This window comes from Micromonospora sp. NPDC000442 (assembly GCF_042898635.1).
In the GTDB taxonomy this organism is placed as follows: Bacteria; Actinomycetota; Actinomycetes; order Mycobacteriales; family Micromonosporaceae; genus Micromonospora.
Map to the genome: position 1 here is coordinate 135,296 of NZ_JBIAYZ010000003.1, position 15,546 is coordinate 150,841.

A 15,546-nucleotide genomic window follows, 5' to 3' on the forward strand; every position below is an offset into this window, starting at 1 on the left:
TCCCGGAAAGGTGATCACAGTGACCACCCCAGGCAAGACCCGCGTGGCGATCGTCTTCGGCGGCCGCAGCCCGGAACACGGCATCTCGTGCGTCAGCGCCGGCAGCGTGCTCGGCGCGCTGGACCCGGACGAGTTCGAGGTCGTGCCGGTCGGTATCACCCGGGCCGGTCAGTGGGTACTCACCAGCGGCGACCCCGGGCAGTTGGCGATCAACGCCCGCCGGCTGCCGGAGATCACCGCGGAGTCCGGCACCGACATCGTGCTGCGCACCGACCCCACCGGCGGCGGGCTGCTCGTCCTCGACCCGACCGAAGGGCCCCGGGCACTCGCCGACGTGGACGTGGTCTTCCCCGTGCTGCACGGCGCCTACGGTGAGGACGGCACCATCCAGGGCATGCTGGAAATGGCCGGCATCCCGTACGTCGGGGCGAAGGTCTTCGCCTCGGCCGCCGCGATGGACAAGGAATTCACCAAGAAGCTCTGCGCCGCCGAGGGCATCCCGGTCGGCCCGTACGCGGTGCTGCGCAGCGGAACGACGCTGAGCGAGGCGGACAAGCAGCGGCTGGGCCTGCCGGTCTTCGTCAAGCCCTCCCGGGCCGGCTCCTCCTTCGGCATCACCAAGGTCAACGACTGGGCCGACTTGGACGCGGCCCTCGCCACCGCCCGGGAGATCGACAGCAAGGTGCTTGTCGAGGGCGCCATCGTCGGTCGGGAAATCGAGTGCGGCGTGCTGGAGGGCGAGGCCGGCGGCGCACCGGAGGCGTCCGTGCTGGCCGAGGTCCGGGTGGTCGGCGACTACGACTTCTACGACTTCGAGGCCAAGTACATCGACGCGGAGTCCGCCTGCGAGTACGACATCCCGGCCGACCTGCCGGAGCGGGTCACCCGGCAGGTGCGCGACTACGCCGTACGCGCCTTCACCGCGCTGGACTGCGCCGGGCTGGCCCGCGTCGACTTCTTCGTCACACCCGAACTCGACGTCTACCTCAACGAGATCAACACGATGCCCGGCTTCACGCCGACGTCGATGTTCCCCCGGATGTGGGCGGCAGCCGGCCTGGAGTACCCGAAGCTGGTCGACCGGCTCATCCGCACCGCGTTGACCCGGGGGCCGGGGCAGCACTGAACCCGCCCCGGCGGCGGGCGCGGGACGGACCTCGACCTGGTGGTCAGGAGGTGCAGCCGGACGGTGCCTCGCCGGACGACCGGATCGACTCGACGATGGTGGCGGAGACCGGGGAGGCCCACTGCAACGCCTCGCCGTAGAAGTGCGGCACCCGCAGGGTCACCGCGGTCTCCCGGTCGACGGTGGTCAGCTCCGTAGCGTCGGGCCCCTCCACCGCGTACCAGCAGACCGAGTTGACCAGGTAGAGGTGGTCGTCGGGCTGCACCTCCGGCTGGTCGCCGCCGCAGGCGACCGTGAGCGCCGGGTCGCCGTACGCGGCGTTCTGCTCCGGCCCGGCGCTGACCGGCCGTTGCGGCAGGTCGCGGTATGAGTCGGGCAGTTGGGACACCAGGGCGCGGCAGACGACGGTCGGGCGCTCGCCGAGCTGAGGGGCGGCCATCTCGACCGGCGCGGTGGAGACCGGAGCGGGTGTGGTCGCCGACGGCTGCGGCGCGGCGGCCGGCTCGTCCGGCGAGAGGTTGCCCAGCGCGAGCGCACCCACCAGCAGGGCCACCGGCACCGCCACCGCCGTGGCGATCAGCGCCGCACTGCGGTTGGTCCGGTCGGGTGCCTTCGCGTCCGGGCGGTCGGCCTGGGCGACGGGGGATTCAGCGTGCTCGTCCACCTACAGGTGCACCACCGAACACGTGAGGGTGCGGGTGATGCCGGGCACCATCTGCACCTTGCTGACGATGAGCTTGCCGAGCTCGTCGACGGTGTTCGCCTCGGTGAGCACGACCACGTCGTACGGCCCGGTCACCGCGTCGACGCGGACCACGCCAGCGAGATCCGCGATGAGACCGGCCACGTCACGCGCCCGGCCGACCTCTGTCTGGATGAGGATGTACGCCTGTACCACGACTCGACCTCCCTCCGTCGCCGCCTGCCAGGCGGCCCGAAGGGAGAAAGTACCTTACGGACCAGGGCAGACCCCGATCGGTGGCCAAGGAGAAGCAATGAGCGAGCGCAGCGAGCGAGTCATCAGGCTCAGTGCGGTGGTGCCTCACGGCGGCACGCAGCGCAGCGGAGTGCCGTCGTGAGCGTCGCGGGTGTCGGCGAGTTCGGGTTGATCGACCGGGTGACCGCCCGGCTGTCGTACGGCCCCACGGTGCTGCTCGGCCCCGGTGACGACGCCGCAGTGGTCGCCGCGCCGGACGCCCGGGTGGTCGCCACCACCGACGTCCTGGTCGAGGGGCGGCACTTCCGCCGGGACTGGTCCGGTGCTCACGACATCGGCCGGCGGGCGGCGGCGGCGAACCTCGCCGACGTGGCGGCCATGGGTGCCGAGCCGACCGCCCTGCTGGTCGCGCTCTGCGTACCGGCGGACGTCGACACCAGTTGGATGGAGCAACTTGCCGACGGGCTTGGCACCGAGGCGGCCGGTGTGGGGGCCAGCGTGGTGGGCGGAGACATGTCGGCCAGCCCCACGCTTACCATCGCGGTCACCGCGCTCGGCGACCTGGGTGGTCGGTCACCGGTGACCCGGGCCGGTGCCCGACCCGGTGACCTGCTCGCCCTGGCCGGTCGCACCGGGTACGCGGCGGCCGGGTTCACCGTGCTCTCCCGTGGCTTCCGGACGCCCCGGCTGCTGGTCGAGGCGTACCGGCGACCGGAGGTGCCCTACCCGGCCGGACCGCAGGCCGCCCGGCTCGGTGCCACCGCCATGATCGACGTCTCGGACGGGCTGCTCGCCGACCTCGGGCACGTGGCGAAGGCCAGCGGAGTGGCCATCGACATCAGCCGGGACGCCTTCGAGGTGCCGCCGCAGATGCGCGACGCCGCGCAGGCGCTCGGCGTCGACCCGTACGCATGGCTGCTGGCCGGTGGCGATGACCATGCGCTGGCCGCGACCTTCCCCCCGGCGACGGCCCTGCCACCGGGCTGGCGGGCGATCGGCCGGGTCGCCGAGGGCTCCGGTGTGACGGTGGACGGCCGACCGTTCGACGGCCCGGCCGGATGGGACCATTTCCGCTGACCACCGGCCACCCGGCGGTGTGCCGCCAGCCGGGTCGTACCCTGCACGGGTGCAGGAAATCGAGATCCACACGGTGCCGTTCGACTCTCCGGTGGCCCAGCGGTTGATCACCGCGACCCTGGCCGACCTGGGCGCCCGCTACGGCGGCAGCGGCGACGAGACCCCGATCGACGCGAGCGAGTTCGCACCGCCGACCGGGGCGTTCCTGGTCGCCCGGATCGACGGGGTGCCGGTGGGCTGCGGCGGCTGGCGCAGCCACGGCGAGGAGATCGCCGAGTTGAAGCGGATGTACACCGCGCCGGAGGCCCGGGGACGGGGCGTGGCCCGTACCGTGCTGGCGGCCATCGAACGCTCGGCCCGTGAGCACGGCCGTCGGCGGATCATCCTGGAGTGTGGTGACCGGCAGCCCGAGGCGATCGCGTTGTACAAGGCGGCCGGCTACGAGCGGATCCCCAACTTCGGTTTCTACGCCGACGAGCCCGGCTGCCTGTCGTTCGGCCGCACGCTCTGAGCATCCGGCTCCCTGCGGACACGACAACACCGGCGGGCCCGCTGGGGCCCGCCGGTGTTGACAGTCGTGATGTCCCTGGTGCTACCGCGTCAGGCGCGGGCGACCTTGCCCGCCTTGATGCAGGACGTGCAGACCTTCAGCTTCTTGGTCGTGCCGCCACCGGCCGGGGTACGCACCGACTGGATGTTCGGGTTCCAGCGGCGGTTGGTCCGCCGGTGCGAGTGGGACACGTTGTGGCCGAAGCCCGGCCCCTTGCCACAGACGTCACACACGCTAGCCACGGGATACTCCTGGGATTGAAACGTTCATGAAGTCGGCACCAGGCGCAGCCCGGGCAACCTGGCCAGGGTACCCGATGGGAAGTCGCCCGCCCAACCGGGCTCGGCCACCGACAGGCGCAGCAGGCGAACCGGACAGCAGGGTGCCCGCGAAACCCGAATTGGGCCGGACCCACCCGGTGTCGGGCAAGTGTCAGCGTACGCCAGTAGGCTGCCACCGTGCTGGACACCCTCGACGCCGCCGCCGTGCGCCGCTGGTGCGCCAGCGGCCTGGCCGCGCTCAAGCGGCACCAGGGTGAAATCGACGAGCTGAACGTCTACCCGGTGCCCGACGGTGACACCGGCACCAACCTGGTGCTCACCCTCACCTCCGCGCAGCAGGCGCTGGCGATGGATCTCGACACCCACGCCGACGGCATCTCGACCGCGCACGGGCACGCGTTGCGCCTGATGGCCCGGGGTGCCCTGCTCGGCGCGCGGGGCAACTCCGGGGTGATCCTGTCGCAGATCCTGCGGGGTCTCGCCGACACGCTGGCCGCCGCCCCGAAGGTGCGGGGCCGGGAGCTGGCCGCCGCCCTGCGCGAGGCCACCGACGCGGCGTACACGGCGGTGGCCCGCCCGGTCGAGGGCACCCTGCTCTCCGTGGTCTCGGCCGCCGCCGACGCGGCCGAGCAGGCGGGCAGCGACGAGCTGCGCGTGGTGGCCCGGGCGGCGGCCAACGCTGCGGCCGGCGCCCTGGCCCGCACCCCCGAACAGTTGCCGGCGCTGGCCCGGGCCGGGGTGGTCGACGCCGGTGGGCAGGGGCTGTGCCTGCTGCTCGACGCCCTGGTCGAGGTGGTGACGGGGGAGCGCCCGGAGCGGCCGGCGCCCAGTCTTCCCCCGGTGCGTCCGCCGGTCACCGTCGCCCGGGAGACCGGCTCGCCGGAGTACGCCTACGAGGTGCAGTTCCTGCTCGACGCCGAGCCGACTGCGGTGGAGCGGATGCGGGAGACACTGGCCACGATCGGCGACTCCCTGGTGGTCGTCGGCGACCAGGGCACCTGGCAGGTCCACGTGCACGTCAACGATGCCGGCGCGGCGATCGAGGCGGGGGTGGTGGCCGGCCGCCCGCACCAGATCGCGGTGACCCGCTTCGCCGACCACCTGGAGCCCGCACCGCCCCGACTGCCCGACGGGCGGGCCGCCGTGGTGGTGGCCGCCGGTGCCGGGATCGCCGAGCTGCTCGCCGCCGAGGGAGCGGTGGTGGTGCCCGGCAACCCCTCGACCGGGGAGCTGCTCGACGCGGTACGCGCCACCGGCGCGGCCCGCGTGGTGGTGCTGCCCAACGACCCGGACGCCCAGGCGGTGGCGAACCAGGTCGCCGAGGAGGCGCACCGGCTGGGGGTGGAGGTGGCGGTGGTACCGACCCGGTCACCGGTGCAGGCGCTGGCGGCGCTGGCCGTGCGCGATCCGCAGCGCCGCTTCGCCGACGACGTGATCGCGATGGCCGAGGCCGCCGGGGCCTGCCGGTACGCCGAGGTGTGCCGGGCCGGCCGCGAGGCGCTCACCGTCGCCGGCCCGTGCCGCGCCGGTGACGTGCTCGCCCTGGTCGAGGGAGAGGTGAACCTGATCGGCGCCGACCTGGTGGACACCTGCGTCGCGCTTGTCGACCGGATGCTCGGCGGTGGTGGCGAACTGGTCACCCTGCTCGTCGGTGCCGACGCGCCCGACGGGCTGGTCGACGCGGTGCGGGCGCACATCACGGCGCGCTGGCCCTTCGTGGAGGTGCAGGCATACCCGGGCGGGCAACCACACCATCCCCTGCTGGTCGGTGTCGAATGACCGCCGATCCGTCCGACCTGGACACTCCGCTGAAGAAGCTGGTCGGTGAGAAGACCGCCAAGGCGCTCGCCGGCCACCTCGACCTGCACACCGCCGGTGACCTCGTCTACCACTTCCCCCGTCGCTACGACGAGCGTGGCGAGCACACCGACATCCGCGCGTTGGACGTCGGCGAGCAGGTCACCGTGCTGGCCCAGGTGCAGCGCACCGCCGTACGCCCGATGCGTCAGCGGCGGGGCAACCTGCTGGAGGTCACCGTCGGCGACGGCTCCGGGGGCAGCCTCACCCTCACCTTCTTCGGCAACCAGGCGTGGCGCGAACGCGAACTGCGGCCCGGCCGGTGGGGGCTGTTCGCCGGAAAGGTCACCGAGTTCCGCGGCCGGCGGCAGCTCAACGGCCCGGAGTACGTCCTGCTGGGGGAGCAGACCGACACCGAGGTCGCGGCCAGCGAGCAGATCGAGGAGTTCGCCGGGGCGCTCATTCCGGTCTACCCCGCCGCTGCGGCGGTGCCCACCTGGGTGATCGCCCGCTGCGTGCGGGTGGTGCTGGACACGGTGGCCCCGCCGGAGGATTCGTTGCCCGCGACGGTGCGGGCCAGCCGGAACCTGGTCGGCCTGGGCACCGCCCTCCGGGAGATCCACCGGCCGTCCAGCCGGGAGGAGCTGTACCGGGCCCGTCGGCGGCTGAAGTGGGACGAGGCGTTCGCCGTGCAGGTGACCCTGGTCCGACGGAAGCGTGACGCCGCCGCGTCGCCCGCGCGTCCCCGGCCCGGGCGATCGGGTGGTCTGCTCGACGCGTTCGACGCCCGGCTGCCGTACGAGCTGACCGCCGGTCAACGTGACGTCGGCGTGGAGATCTCCGCCGACCTCGCCACCGGTCATCCGATGCACCGCCTGTTGCAGGGTGAGGTCGGCTCCGGCAAGACCGTGGTGGCGCTGCGGGCGATGCTCCAGGTGGTCGACGCGGGCGGGCAGGCCGCGCTGCTGGCCCCGACCGAGGTGCTCGCCGCCCAGCACCACCGGGGCATGCTCGACCTGCTCGGCCCGCTCGCCCAGGCCGGTGAGCTGGGTGCCGCCGAGCACGCCACCCGAGTGGAACTGGTCACCGGCTCGCTGGGCGCGGCGGCTCGGCGTCGGGCGCTGGCCGAGGTCGCCAGCGGTGCGGCCGGCATCGTGCTCGGCACCCACGCCCTGCTCTACGAGGGGGTCGACTTCGCCGATCTCGGTCTGGTCGTGGTCGACGAGCAGCACCGGTTCGGCGTCGAGCAGCGGGACGCGTTGCGGGCCAAGGCGGATCAGCCGCCGCACGTACTGGTGATGACCGCCACCCCGATCCCTCGTACGGTGGCCATGACGGTCTACGGCGACCTGGAGATCTCCACCCTGTCCCAACTGCCGCGCGGTCGGTCACCGATCGCCTCGCACGTCGTACCGGCCGCGGAGAAGCCGGCCTTCCTCGATCGTGCCTGGCGTCGGCTGCGGGAGGAGGTGGCCGCCGGCCACCAGGCTTACGTGGTCTGTCCCCGGATCGGGGATTCGACGTCCGGCGCCGAGGAGGAGCCGCCGCCGGTCGACGACTCGGAACGGCGTCCGCCGCTGGCGGTGACCGAGGTCGCGCCGTTGCTGGCCGACGGGCCGCTGCACGGTCTGCGGATCGGGGTCCTGCACGGCCGGCTGCCGGCCGACGAGAAGGATGCGGTGATGCGGTCCTTCGCCGCTGGCGAGCTGGACGTGCTGGTGGCCACCACGGTGGTCGAGGTGGGGGTGGACGTACCCAACGCGACGATGATGGTGGTGCTGGACGCCGACCGGTTCGGCGTCTCGCAGCTGCACCAGTTGCGCGGTCGGGTGGGCCGGGGCAGCGCGCCCGGGCTCTGCCTGCTGGTGACCGAGGCGGCCGAGGGCAGCGGGGCACGCGAGCGACTGGACGCGGTCGCCTCCACGACGGACGGTTTCAAGTTGGCCGAGCTGGACCTGGAGCAGCGGCGGGAGGGGGACGTACTGGGTGCCACCCAGTCCGGCCGCCGTTCGCACCTGCGCCTGCTGTCGTTGCTGCGCGACGCGGAACTGATCCGGGACGCGCGGGCGGAGGCGATCGCGTTGGTCGAGGAGGATCCGGAACTGGCCCGACATCCGGCGCTGGCCGCCTCGGTCGCCGCGCTTGTCGACGCCGACCGCGCCGAGTATCTCGAAAAGGGCTGACCGGGTTCCGAGCCGCTGGCTGCTCCGATCCCCCGCGCCCGGGTCACCGGGGCGGACATGCCCTGATCGTCCAGGTCAGAGCGACATGAGCATGTCATCTCGACATCGACGACGACGCGGGAGCCTGTCCCGCCAGGTTCCCCGCTGCACGGGCGGTCGCGACAAGCGAACCGCCCCGGTCACCCGTGGAACGGGGTGACCGGGGCGGGCACGCTCAGCTCGGCTCAGGCGGTGAAGTGGATCCGCCGCCGCCGCGCCATCACGAACAGGACCGCGCCCAGCGCCAGCAGGGCGATCGCGCCCGCGGCGATGCCGCCGGCCGCAGCACCGGTCACCGGCAGGCCCGGCTCCTCGCCGCCGCCACCGCCACCGCAGCCCTCGGGCGCGTAGACGACCTCAAGCTCCAGGCCCAGCTCCGGCAGGACGACCAGCGCCGCCTCCTCTTCACCGGCCGGGAAGGTGACCTTCTCCGACGAGCCCGGCGCGACGGTACGGGTCTCGGTCTTGTCGCCGTAGGTGAACTCCACCTTGACCGGCATGCCACCCTCCGGGTTCGACGCGGTCAGCCCGAAGGTCTCGCAGTCCGCGTCGGTGGTGACCGTCGGCAGCGGGCAGTCCTCGGGACGCTCCCAGGAGTAGGTGCCGTTCTCGATGACCTTGCCGTCGACCAGCACCTCGATCTTGCCGGCGTTCTCGGCGGGCACCACGGTCTCGTTGTCGGCCTTGCCCGGCGCGACCGTGACGGTCTTGGACCAGCCGTTCTCGCCCCGGACCTCGAACTCGACCGGGTACTTGGAGATCGAACCGTCGTTGCTCAGCGAGACGGTGACGCTGCCGTCGCAGGCGGAGGAGAAGGTGGACGCCGGGGTGGTGCAGTTCTTGCTGCCGCCGTTGTACCAGCCCTGCGGACCCGACGAACGGTTGCCGGGAGCAGCCTTCTCGCCCAGCTTCTTGGAGCCGTAGCGCGGGCCGTCCTCGACCAGCGGGTCGATGACCTCGTCGACGCCGCCCCAGATCAGGTCGACCTGGGTGTGGCAGTCCGGGACACCGACGTTCAGCTCGATCTCGTTCTGGCCGGCGCCGAGGAAGTCGCTGTCCGGCTCGCCGTAGACGTACTGCGGGGTGGCGAACTGCGGGCGCGGCGCGAAGTACGACACCAGGGTGAAGTACTGCTTCTCGTCACCGCACAGCGGCAGGTCACCCTCCAGCTTGACCGTCGCCGTGCCCTTCGGACCGTCGAAGGTGTGGCTGTACTTCGCCTCGCTGGCGTCGACGCACTTCGGCGCCGGGGTGCACGCACCGTCCGCGGTGAGGTCGATGGTCTTCGAGTCCGACGACCGCGGCGCCTTCTTCTTCCAGGGGTCGCCCTTCATGAACCAGGCGGCGTCGACCGTCAGCGTGGCGCTGGTGGTGTCGCCGGGCACCCGCTGGACGGCCTCGACGGAGCCGCCCTTCTGGATCACCGCGTCCTTGAGGTGGGTGGTCCCGTCGCTCAGGAGCAGGACGTCGGTCTCCGGGTTGGCCTTCACACCGGTGATGGTGGCCGTCTTCCGCTTCTCGCTGTTGACCACCGTCCACGTGATGACCCGCTCACCACTGAGCTGGTCGCAGGCGACGATGGCGGAGATGGTGGTGTGGTGAGCGCTGGCGGGGGTGGCCACCGCCGCTGCTCCGGTCAGGCCGATGAGGGCGGCTGCCAGGACAGCCAGCGGCCGCCGCAGCGACAGCTTGGGTCGGATCACGCGTACTCCCGGGGTGAAGAAGCGTCAAGGTCGGCGCGGGCGGGACGGACGGCGCTGGCGGCACGTGCCGCGCCTGAGAGGGTGCCTCCCGTGCCGATGACCGACGGCGAAGCGCCGGCACCGGGCAGACCCTAGCGAGATCGTGAGAAACGAAACAGCCCTCAGGCAAGCTTAAGTGAGATGTTATGAATGTGAGATTATTGATATACCCGCAGTGATCATGTGAGGGCTGCACGCTCCGATTGCCGCCTCGCGTAGCGTCAGGAAGGTGAGCAGGAGCGAGCGATGACCCGCATCGTCGCGGGCAGCCTCGGTGGCCGGCGGATCACCGCCCCGCCCGGTGCCGGCACCCGACCCACCTCCGATCGGGTACGCGAGGCGTTGTTCAGCGCGGTCGAAGCCGAGGTGGACCTCGACGGGAGCCGCTTCGCCGACCTCTACGCCGGCTCGGGTGCCGTCGGCCTGGAGGCGCTGTCGCGGGGCGCCGCGCACGCGCTGCTGGTCGAGTCCGACCCGCGTGCCGCCCGGGTGATCCGGGAGAACCTGGCGGCGCTGCGGGTCGGTACCTCGGCCCGACTGGTCACCGGCAAGGTCGCCACCGTGCTGGCCGCCGGTGCGGAGGATGGCCCGTACGACGTCGTCTTCGCCGATCCGCCATACGCCCTGCCGGACGACGGCGTCCGCGCGATGCTCGCCGCTCTGGTGGACGGGGGGTGGCTGGCGCCGGAGGCATTGGTGGTGGTCGAGCGGTCCAGCCGTGGCGGACCGGTCGAGTGGGTGGAAGGCATCACTGGCCAGCGCAGTCGCCGGTACGGCGAGACCACCCTTTGGTACGGTCGCCGATCATGAGACGTGCGGTGTGTCCCGGATCGTTCGACCCGGTCACCAACGGTCACCTCGACATCGTCGGCCGGGCCAGCCGGCTGTTCGACGAGGTGATCGTCGGCGTACTGGTCAACCAGTCGAAGAGTGGCCTGTTCACCGTCGAGGAGCGCATCGACATGCTCCGCGAGGTGACCGCCTCCTACGGCAACGTGCGGGTGGAGTCCTTCCGGGGTCTGCTGGTGGACTTCTGCCGGGCGCAGCGGGCGACCGTGCTCATCAAGGGCCTGCGGGCGGTCAGCGACTTCGACTACGAGTTGCAGATGGCCCAGATGAACATCGGCCTCGCCGGGGTCGAGACGCTGTTCATGCCGACCAACCCGCTCTACTCCTTCCTCTCCTCAAGTCTGGTCAAGGACGTGGCCAAGTGGGGCGGCGACGTCACCCCCCACGTACCCGACGTGGTCCGCGACGCCCTCAAGGCCCGCCTGGTCCCCCCACCACCCTGACGCGCGACCTGTGTCCCACTTCCGCGATCTTGCAGTTCTGGTCGCCTTTCTGTCGCTTTCGGCGTGGTTTGCGGGGACGGAAAGTGCAAGATCGCGAGATGGGGCGGGGCGACACGCCCGAGGAGGGGTCGGTGCGGGGTTGGTGGCGGACGACATCATGGGTGAAGCGGGAAACCGGCCGCAGCCCGCATGATGTAGGTCGGCCCGACGAACGACAGGAGTGAGGTACCGGTGGACCCGCTCGACCGCATCGACGAACTGATCACCATCGTGGAGCAGGCGCGCTCCGTGCCGATGTCGCGCAACAACTGCATGGTCGACCGGGGCGAGATGATCGCGGCCCTCGACGAACTACGTGCCGAACTCCCCGCCGACCTGCGCCGCGCCGCCGCTCTGCTGGAGGAGCGGGACAAGATCATGGAGGCCGGCAAGCGGGAGGCCGACCGCATCATCAACGAGGGTGAGGCGGAACACGCCCGCCTGGTCTCGGTGAACGAGATCACCGTCTCCGCCGAGCACGAGGGTGCCCGGATCATCGCCGAGGCGCGGGCGGAGGCGCAGCGGCTGCGCGAGGAGGTCGACGACTACGTCGACACCGCGTTGGCCAACTTCGAGCAGTTCCTCACTCGGGCGCTGGCCTCGATAGAGCGCGGCCGGGACAAGATGCACGCGCTGCGGGAGATCGGCACCTTCGCCGGCGACGAGGCGGAGCGCCCACTGCCCTTCTGACCACCGGCGCGTGTCTCCCGGAAGGTCCGCCGCCTCCCCTCTCCCGGAAGGTCCGCCGCCTCTCCGGGAGATCCCGCCGTCGGTCGGAACGTCCGCCATCGGCCGGGCTGTCCGGCGTTCCCGGATCGCCGACCCGGGAACGCGGCGGGCCGCTGGTCACCCCGGTTCGACGCTGGGGCGTCCGTCCAGGTAACCTCGTTTGTCGGCCTCTCACCGGCCGGAGTCTAACTATGCCCAAGAACTCACCCACTTCACTCGACCCCAGGTCGCCGCTGGTCCTCGACACGAGGGAGTTGCCGCGCCGACCTGGTGCTCTGCGTACCGTCGAACGGGTGGTCCCGGCACCGTCGGACCTCGGCGTGGAGTTGATCGGCGTGCCGGAGGGCGCGGGCCTCGACCTCGATCTGCGGATGGAGTCGGTGTCCGAGGGCGTGCTCGTCTCGGGGACCGTCAGCGGTCCGATCCGGGGCGAGTGCGGTCGCTGCCTGCGCGAGATCAACGACTCGGTGACGGTGACGATCCAGGAGCTGTACGCGTACGAGAACAGCACCACGGACGCCACCACCGAAGAGGACGAAGTGGGTCGAATGCAGGGAGACCTGATCGACCTGGAACCGGCGTTGCGGGACGCGGTGGTGCTCGCGCTGCCGAACAATCCGCTCTGCCGCCAGGACTGCCCAGGTCTGTGCCCCGAATGCGGGGTGCACCGGGACGATCTGCCGGCCGATCACAGCCACCAGCAGATCGACCCGCGTTGGGCGGGCCTGTCGCAACTGACCCGTACAGAGGAGTAAGAACCGTGGCCGTCCCCAAGCGCAAGATGTCGCGCAGCAACACCCGGTCCCGCCGGGCGAACTGGAAGGCCGCGGCGGTCGCGACCGTCGCCTGCCCGCAGTGCAAGTCCGCGAAGCTGCCGCACGCCGCCTGCTCGGTCTGCGGCACCTACAACGGCCGCCAGGTCCTTGAGGTCTGACCTGGACGGCGCGTGACGTCTCCGACCACAGGTCGGGTGACGCACACCCCCCGGCGGTCGCCCGCAACTCCGGCCGACGCCGGCCGGCTCAGGCCGGTCGGCGTCGAGACGGAGTCGGGCGTCGCACGGATCGCCGTTGACCTCCTCGGCGGGGACGAGGCTCCCGCCGTCGTGGTGGACGGCGCTCTGCGGGCGGTGTGCGACGACCCGGACCTGCACCTGCTCCTCGTCGGGCCGACCAGGGCCGCCGGCGTGTTGATCGACGCCCTCGATCCGGCGCAACGGGATCGGATCACGGTCCGCCCGACGCACTCCGTCGTCGACATGGCCGACGACCCCAGCGCGGCACGCGCCGAGACCACCGTCCGGGCGGCGGTGGCCGCTGTCCGTGCCGGGTACGCTGACGCGCTGGTCTCCGCCGGCGCCACCGGCGCGACCGTCACCGCCGCCGCCCTCGGCCTCGGACGCTGGCCCGATGTACGGCGTCCGGCCCTCGCCGCCGCGCTGCCCGCCGTCTCCGGCACCGTCGTCCTGCTCGACGTCGGTGGCTCGCTGGAACCGAACCCGACGACGCTCGCCCGGCACGCCGCGCTCGGTGCCGCCTACGCCGCGGTCGCCCACGGCGTCGTTGCGCCCCGGGTGGGGCTGCTCTCCGTGGGCACCGAACCCGGCAAGGGCGACCGGGCCCGCCGGCTCACCGACCCCATGCTCAGCGCGGCGGCGCTGCCCGGCGAGGCCCGCTACGTCGGGCTCGTCGAGGGTTACGACGTCTGCCTCGGCACGCGGGCCGATGTGGTGGTCACCGACGGGTTCACCGGTAACGTGCTGCTCAAAGCAGTCGAAGGCGCGTTCGCCATGGCCGGCGGGACCCCGCCCGGTGGCGGCGCCCCCCGGGCGGCCGCGCTGCTCGGAGTGGCCGGCACCGTCGTCGTCTGCCACGGCGCCGCCCGCGTCGATGACATCGCCTCCGGCATCGCCCTGGCCGCCCACCTCTGGCGGCGCGACGCCACCGAGCGGGTCGCCGCGCTGCTCGCCGGGGACCGCACCGATCGCACGACCGACACCGAGGTACGCACATCATGAGCAACGACAAGCGTCGGCGGCCCGCAGTCGGCCACCTGGAGGCCGCCTTCGGCGTCTCACTCGACCCGGAGCTGCTGGAACGCGCGCTCACCCACCGTTCGTACGCGTACGAGAACGGCGGCCTGCCCACCAACGAGCGGCTGGAGTTCCTCGGCGACTCGGTGCTGGGTGTGGTGATCACGACCGCGCTCTTCCAGAACCATCCCGACCTGCCGGAGGGCCAGCTGGCGAAGCTGCGGGCCAGCGTGGTCAACATGCGCGCGCTCGCCGACGTGGCGCGCGGTCTGGGCCCGGACGGGCTCGGCCAGTACCTGCTGCTCGGCAAGGGCGAGGAGACCACCGGCGGCCGGGACAAGGCCAGCATCCTCGCCGACACCCTCGAAGCGCTGCTCGGCGCGATCTACCTCCAGTACGGCCTGGACACCGCCGCCATCGTCATCCACCGGTTGTTCGATCCGCTGATGGCCGAGTCCGCCGGCCGGGGCGCCGCGCTGGACTGGAAGACCAGCCTTCAGGAACTGACCGCCGCGCTCGGCCTCGGCGTCCCGGAATACCGGATCGAGGGCACCGGGCCGGACCACCTGAAGACCTTCACCGCCTGGGTGGTGGTCGCCGGCAACCGGTACGGCGGCGCCGACGGGCGGAGCAAGAAGGAGGCCGAGCAGCGGGCCGCGGAATCGGCGTGGCGGACCCTTACCGAGCAGGCTGAGGCAACCGCCGACGGCCAGGCAGGGGCGACCGCCGACGGTCAGGCTGGGCCGACCGCCGACGGTCAGGCTGGGTCGACCGCCGACGGTTCGGCCGACGATCAGGTGAACGCGGTGGTCGACGACCAGCGGGTGGGCGAGGTCGAAGCCCAGGCGCACCATGCCTGAGTTGCCGGAGGTGGAGACCGTCCGGCAGGGCCTGTCCCGCTGGGTCATCGGCCGCCGGATCCACCACGTGGAGGTACGCCACCCCCGGGCGGTTCGTCGACACGTGCCCGGCGGGGTTCATTTCGCCGACGTACTGGCTGGCCGGAAGGTGCTCGACGTCCGGCGGCGCGGCAAGTATCTCTGGCTGCCGCTGGACAGCGGTGACGCCGTCGTCGGGCATCTCGGGATGTCCGGGCAACTGCTGCTGCAACCGGCGGACACGCCGGACGAGCCGCACCTGCGGGTCCGGTTCCGTTTCGACGACGGCGGGCCCGAGCTGCGCTTCGTCGACCAGCGCACGTTCGGCGGGCTGTCGGTCAGCGAGGGCGGCGGCACGCTGCCGGCGGAGATCGCCCACATCGCCCGCGATCCACTGGACCCGGAGTTCTCCGACACGGAGTTCGTGGCCGCGCTGCGTCGGCGACGTACCGAGGTGAAGCGGGCGCTGCTCGACCAGAGCCTGATCTCCGGCGTGGGCAACATCTACGCCGACGAGGCGCTGTGGCGGGCCGGCCTGCACGGCACCCGGTCCACCGACGCGCTGACCCGCCCGGCCGCCCAGCGGCTGCTCGCGCACGTGCGGGACGTCCTCGGTGAGGCGATCACCGCGGGTGGCACCAGCTTCGACGCCCTCTACGTCAACGTCAACGGCGAGAGCGGCTACTTCGACCGGTCGTTGAACGCGTACGGACGCGAGGGGCAGCCCTGCTCCCGCTGCGGTGCCCCGATCCGCCGCGAGCCCTTCATGAACCGCTCGTCCTACAGCTGCCCCCGCTGCCAACCCCGCCCCCGCCCCAAACCCCGCCCCTGACCCCGCCCCCCT

General features: G+C 72.1%; 17 protein-coding genes. 13 read left to right on the forward strand and 4 right to left on the reverse strand.

What is annotated here, in order from left to right:
- Positions 1-19 precede the first annotated feature (19 nt).
- The gene (locus ACFY2A_RS05570; RefSeq protein WP_363916946.1) at positions 20-1,126 is read left to right on the forward strand and encodes a D-alanine--D-alanine ligase family protein; all 1,107 of its coding nucleotides are present in this window, start codon (positions 20-22) and stop codon (positions 1,124-1,126) included.
- A 43-nt stretch (positions 1,127-1,169) separates the two neighbouring features.
- Here ACFY2A_RS05570 and ACFY2A_RS05575 read toward each other — a convergent pair whose 3' ends face one another.
- Positions 1,170-1,790: a DUF3515 family protein gene (locus tag ACFY2A_RS05575; protein ID WP_363916948.1), complete on the reverse strand. Its 621-nt coding sequence runs from the start codon at positions 1,788-1,790 to the stop codon at positions 1,170-1,172.
- The gene (locus tag ACFY2A_RS05580) at positions 1,791-2,024 is read right to left on the reverse strand and encodes an Lrp/AsnC ligand binding domain-containing protein (RefSeq protein ID WP_111134411.1); all 234 of its coding nucleotides are present in this window, start codon (positions 2,022-2,024) and stop codon (positions 1,791-1,793) included. It lies immediately after the preceding gene.
- Positions 2,025-2,201: 177 nt separating this feature from the next.
- On the opposite strand from ACFY2A_RS05580, the gene ACFY2A_RS05585 reads away from it, so the two are divergent.
- Positions 2,202-3,140 carry a thiamine-phosphate kinase gene (locus tag ACFY2A_RS05585; RefSeq protein ID WP_387168874.1) on the forward strand — a complete coding sequence of 313 codons (939 nt, stop codon included), beginning with the start codon at positions 2,202-2,204 and terminating at the stop codon, positions 3,138-3,140.
- 49 nt (positions 3,141-3,189) lie between these two features.
- Positions 3,190-3,651: a GNAT family N-acetyltransferase gene (locus tag ACFY2A_RS05590; protein WP_363916952.1), complete on the forward strand. Its 462-nt coding sequence runs from the start codon at positions 3,190-3,192 to the stop codon at positions 3,649-3,651.
- Between the two features lie 89 nt (positions 3,652-3,740).
- On the opposite strand, the gene rpmB is transcribed toward ACFY2A_RS05590, so the two are convergent.
- A complete protein-coding gene (gene rpmB / locus ACFY2A_RS05595) occupies positions 3,741-3,932 on the reverse strand; it encodes a 50S ribosomal protein L28 (RefSeq protein WP_093401721.1) in 192 nt (63 codons plus the stop codon).
- A gap of 216 nt (positions 3,933-4,148) precedes the next feature.
- Here rpmB and ACFY2A_RS05600 point away from each other — a divergent pair, with 216 nt between their 5' ends.
- Positions 4,149-5,750: a DAK2 domain-containing protein gene (locus ACFY2A_RS05600; protein ID WP_387168878.1), complete on the forward strand. Its 1,602-nt coding sequence runs from the start codon at positions 4,149-4,151 to the stop codon at positions 5,748-5,750.
- Positions 5,747-7,951, forward strand: a complete 2,205-nt coding sequence (gene recG, locus ACFY2A_RS05605; protein WP_387168881.1) for an ATP-dependent DNA helicase RecG — start codon at positions 5,747-5,749, stop codon at positions 7,949-7,951. Before ACFY2A_RS05600 ends, recG begins: the two co-directional genes overlap by 4 nt.
- A gap of 224 nt (positions 7,952-8,175) precedes the next feature.
- Here the strand turns inward: recG and ACFY2A_RS05610 are convergent, their stop codons facing one another.
- Positions 8,176-9,693, reverse strand: a complete 1,518-nt coding sequence (locus tag ACFY2A_RS05610; RefSeq protein ID WP_363916958.1) for a cell wall anchor protein — start codon at positions 9,691-9,693, stop codon at positions 8,176-8,178.
- A 285-nt stretch (positions 9,694-9,978) separates the two neighbouring features.
- Between ACFY2A_RS05610 and rsmD the strand changes: the two genes are divergently transcribed.
- From rsmD to mutM, 8 genes are all read left to right on the forward strand, one after another.
- On the forward strand, positions 9,979-10,542 hold the full coding sequence (gene rsmD, locus ACFY2A_RS05615; protein ID WP_387168885.1) for a 16S rRNA (guanine(966)-N(2))-methyltransferase RsmD: 564 nt from the start codon (positions 9,979-9,981) through the stop codon (positions 10,540-10,542).
- Positions 10,539-11,024, forward strand: coding sequence for a pantetheine-phosphate adenylyltransferase (gene coaD, locus ACFY2A_RS05620; protein WP_387168888.1), 486 nt, complete (start codon positions 10,539-10,541; stop codon positions 11,022-11,024). The genes rsmD and coaD overlap by 4 nt, the downstream gene beginning before the upstream one ends.
- A 231-nt stretch (positions 11,025-11,255) precedes the next feature.
- Positions 11,256-11,753 carry a hypothetical protein gene (locus tag ACFY2A_RS05625; protein WP_363916964.1) on the forward strand — a complete coding sequence of 166 codons (498 nt, stop codon included), beginning with the start codon at positions 11,256-11,258 and terminating at the stop codon, positions 11,751-11,753.
- 230 nt (positions 11,754-11,983) lie between these two features.
- A complete protein-coding gene (locus tag ACFY2A_RS05630; protein WP_363916966.1) occupies positions 11,984-12,547 on the forward strand; it encodes a YceD family protein in 564 nt (187 codons plus the stop codon).
- Positions 12,548-12,552: 5 nt separating this feature from the next.
- Positions 12,553-12,726, forward strand: a complete 174-nt coding sequence (gene rpmF, locus ACFY2A_RS05635) for a 50S ribosomal protein L32 (RefSeq protein WP_091435485.1) — start codon at positions 12,553-12,555, stop codon at positions 12,724-12,726.
- A gap of 129 nt (positions 12,727-12,855) precedes the next feature.
- Positions 12,856-13,809, forward strand: a complete 954-nt coding sequence (locus tag ACFY2A_RS05640; protein ID WP_387169485.1) for a phosphate acyltransferase PlsX — start codon at positions 12,856-12,858, stop codon at positions 13,807-13,809.
- Positions 13,806-14,684, forward strand: a complete 879-nt coding sequence (gene rnc, locus ACFY2A_RS05645) for a ribonuclease III (protein ID WP_387168892.1) — start codon at positions 13,806-13,808, stop codon at positions 14,682-14,684. The genes ACFY2A_RS05640 and rnc overlap by 4 nt, the downstream gene beginning before the upstream one ends.
- The gene (mutM, locus tag ACFY2A_RS05650) at positions 14,677-15,534 is read left to right on the forward strand and encodes a bifunctional DNA-formamidopyrimidine glycosylase/DNA-(apurinic or apyrimidinic site) lyase (protein WP_387168896.1); all 858 of its coding nucleotides are present in this window, start codon (positions 14,677-14,679) and stop codon (positions 15,532-15,534) included. The genes rnc and mutM overlap by 8 nt, the downstream gene beginning before the upstream one ends.
- Positions 15,535-15,546: the final 12 nt, after the last annotated feature.

Bases quoted from the DNA above. Each gene is read 5' to 3' on its own strand.
- mutM (WP_387168896.1), top strand. From the start codon at position 14,677: ATGCCTGAGTTGCCGGAGGTGGAGACCGTCCGGCAGGGCCTGTCCCGC.
- ACFY2A_RS05630 (WP_363916966.1), top strand. From the start codon at position 11,984: ATGCCCAAGAACTCACCCACTTCACTCGACCCCAGGTCGCCGCTGGTC.
- recG (WP_387168881.1), top strand. From the start codon at position 5,747: ATGACCGCCGATCCGTCCGACCTGGACACTCCGCTGAAGAAGCTGGTC.
- coaD (WP_387168888.1), top strand. From the start codon at position 10,539: ATGAGACGTGCGGTGTGTCCCGGATCGTTCGACCCGGTCACCAACGGT.
- rsmD (WP_387168885.1), top strand. From the start codon at position 9,979: ATGACCCGCATCGTCGCGGGCAGCCTCGGTGGCCGGCGGATCACCGCC.
- rnc (WP_387168892.1), top strand. From the start codon at position 13,806: ATGAGCAACGACAAGCGTCGGCGGCCCGCAGTCGGCCACCTGGAGGCC.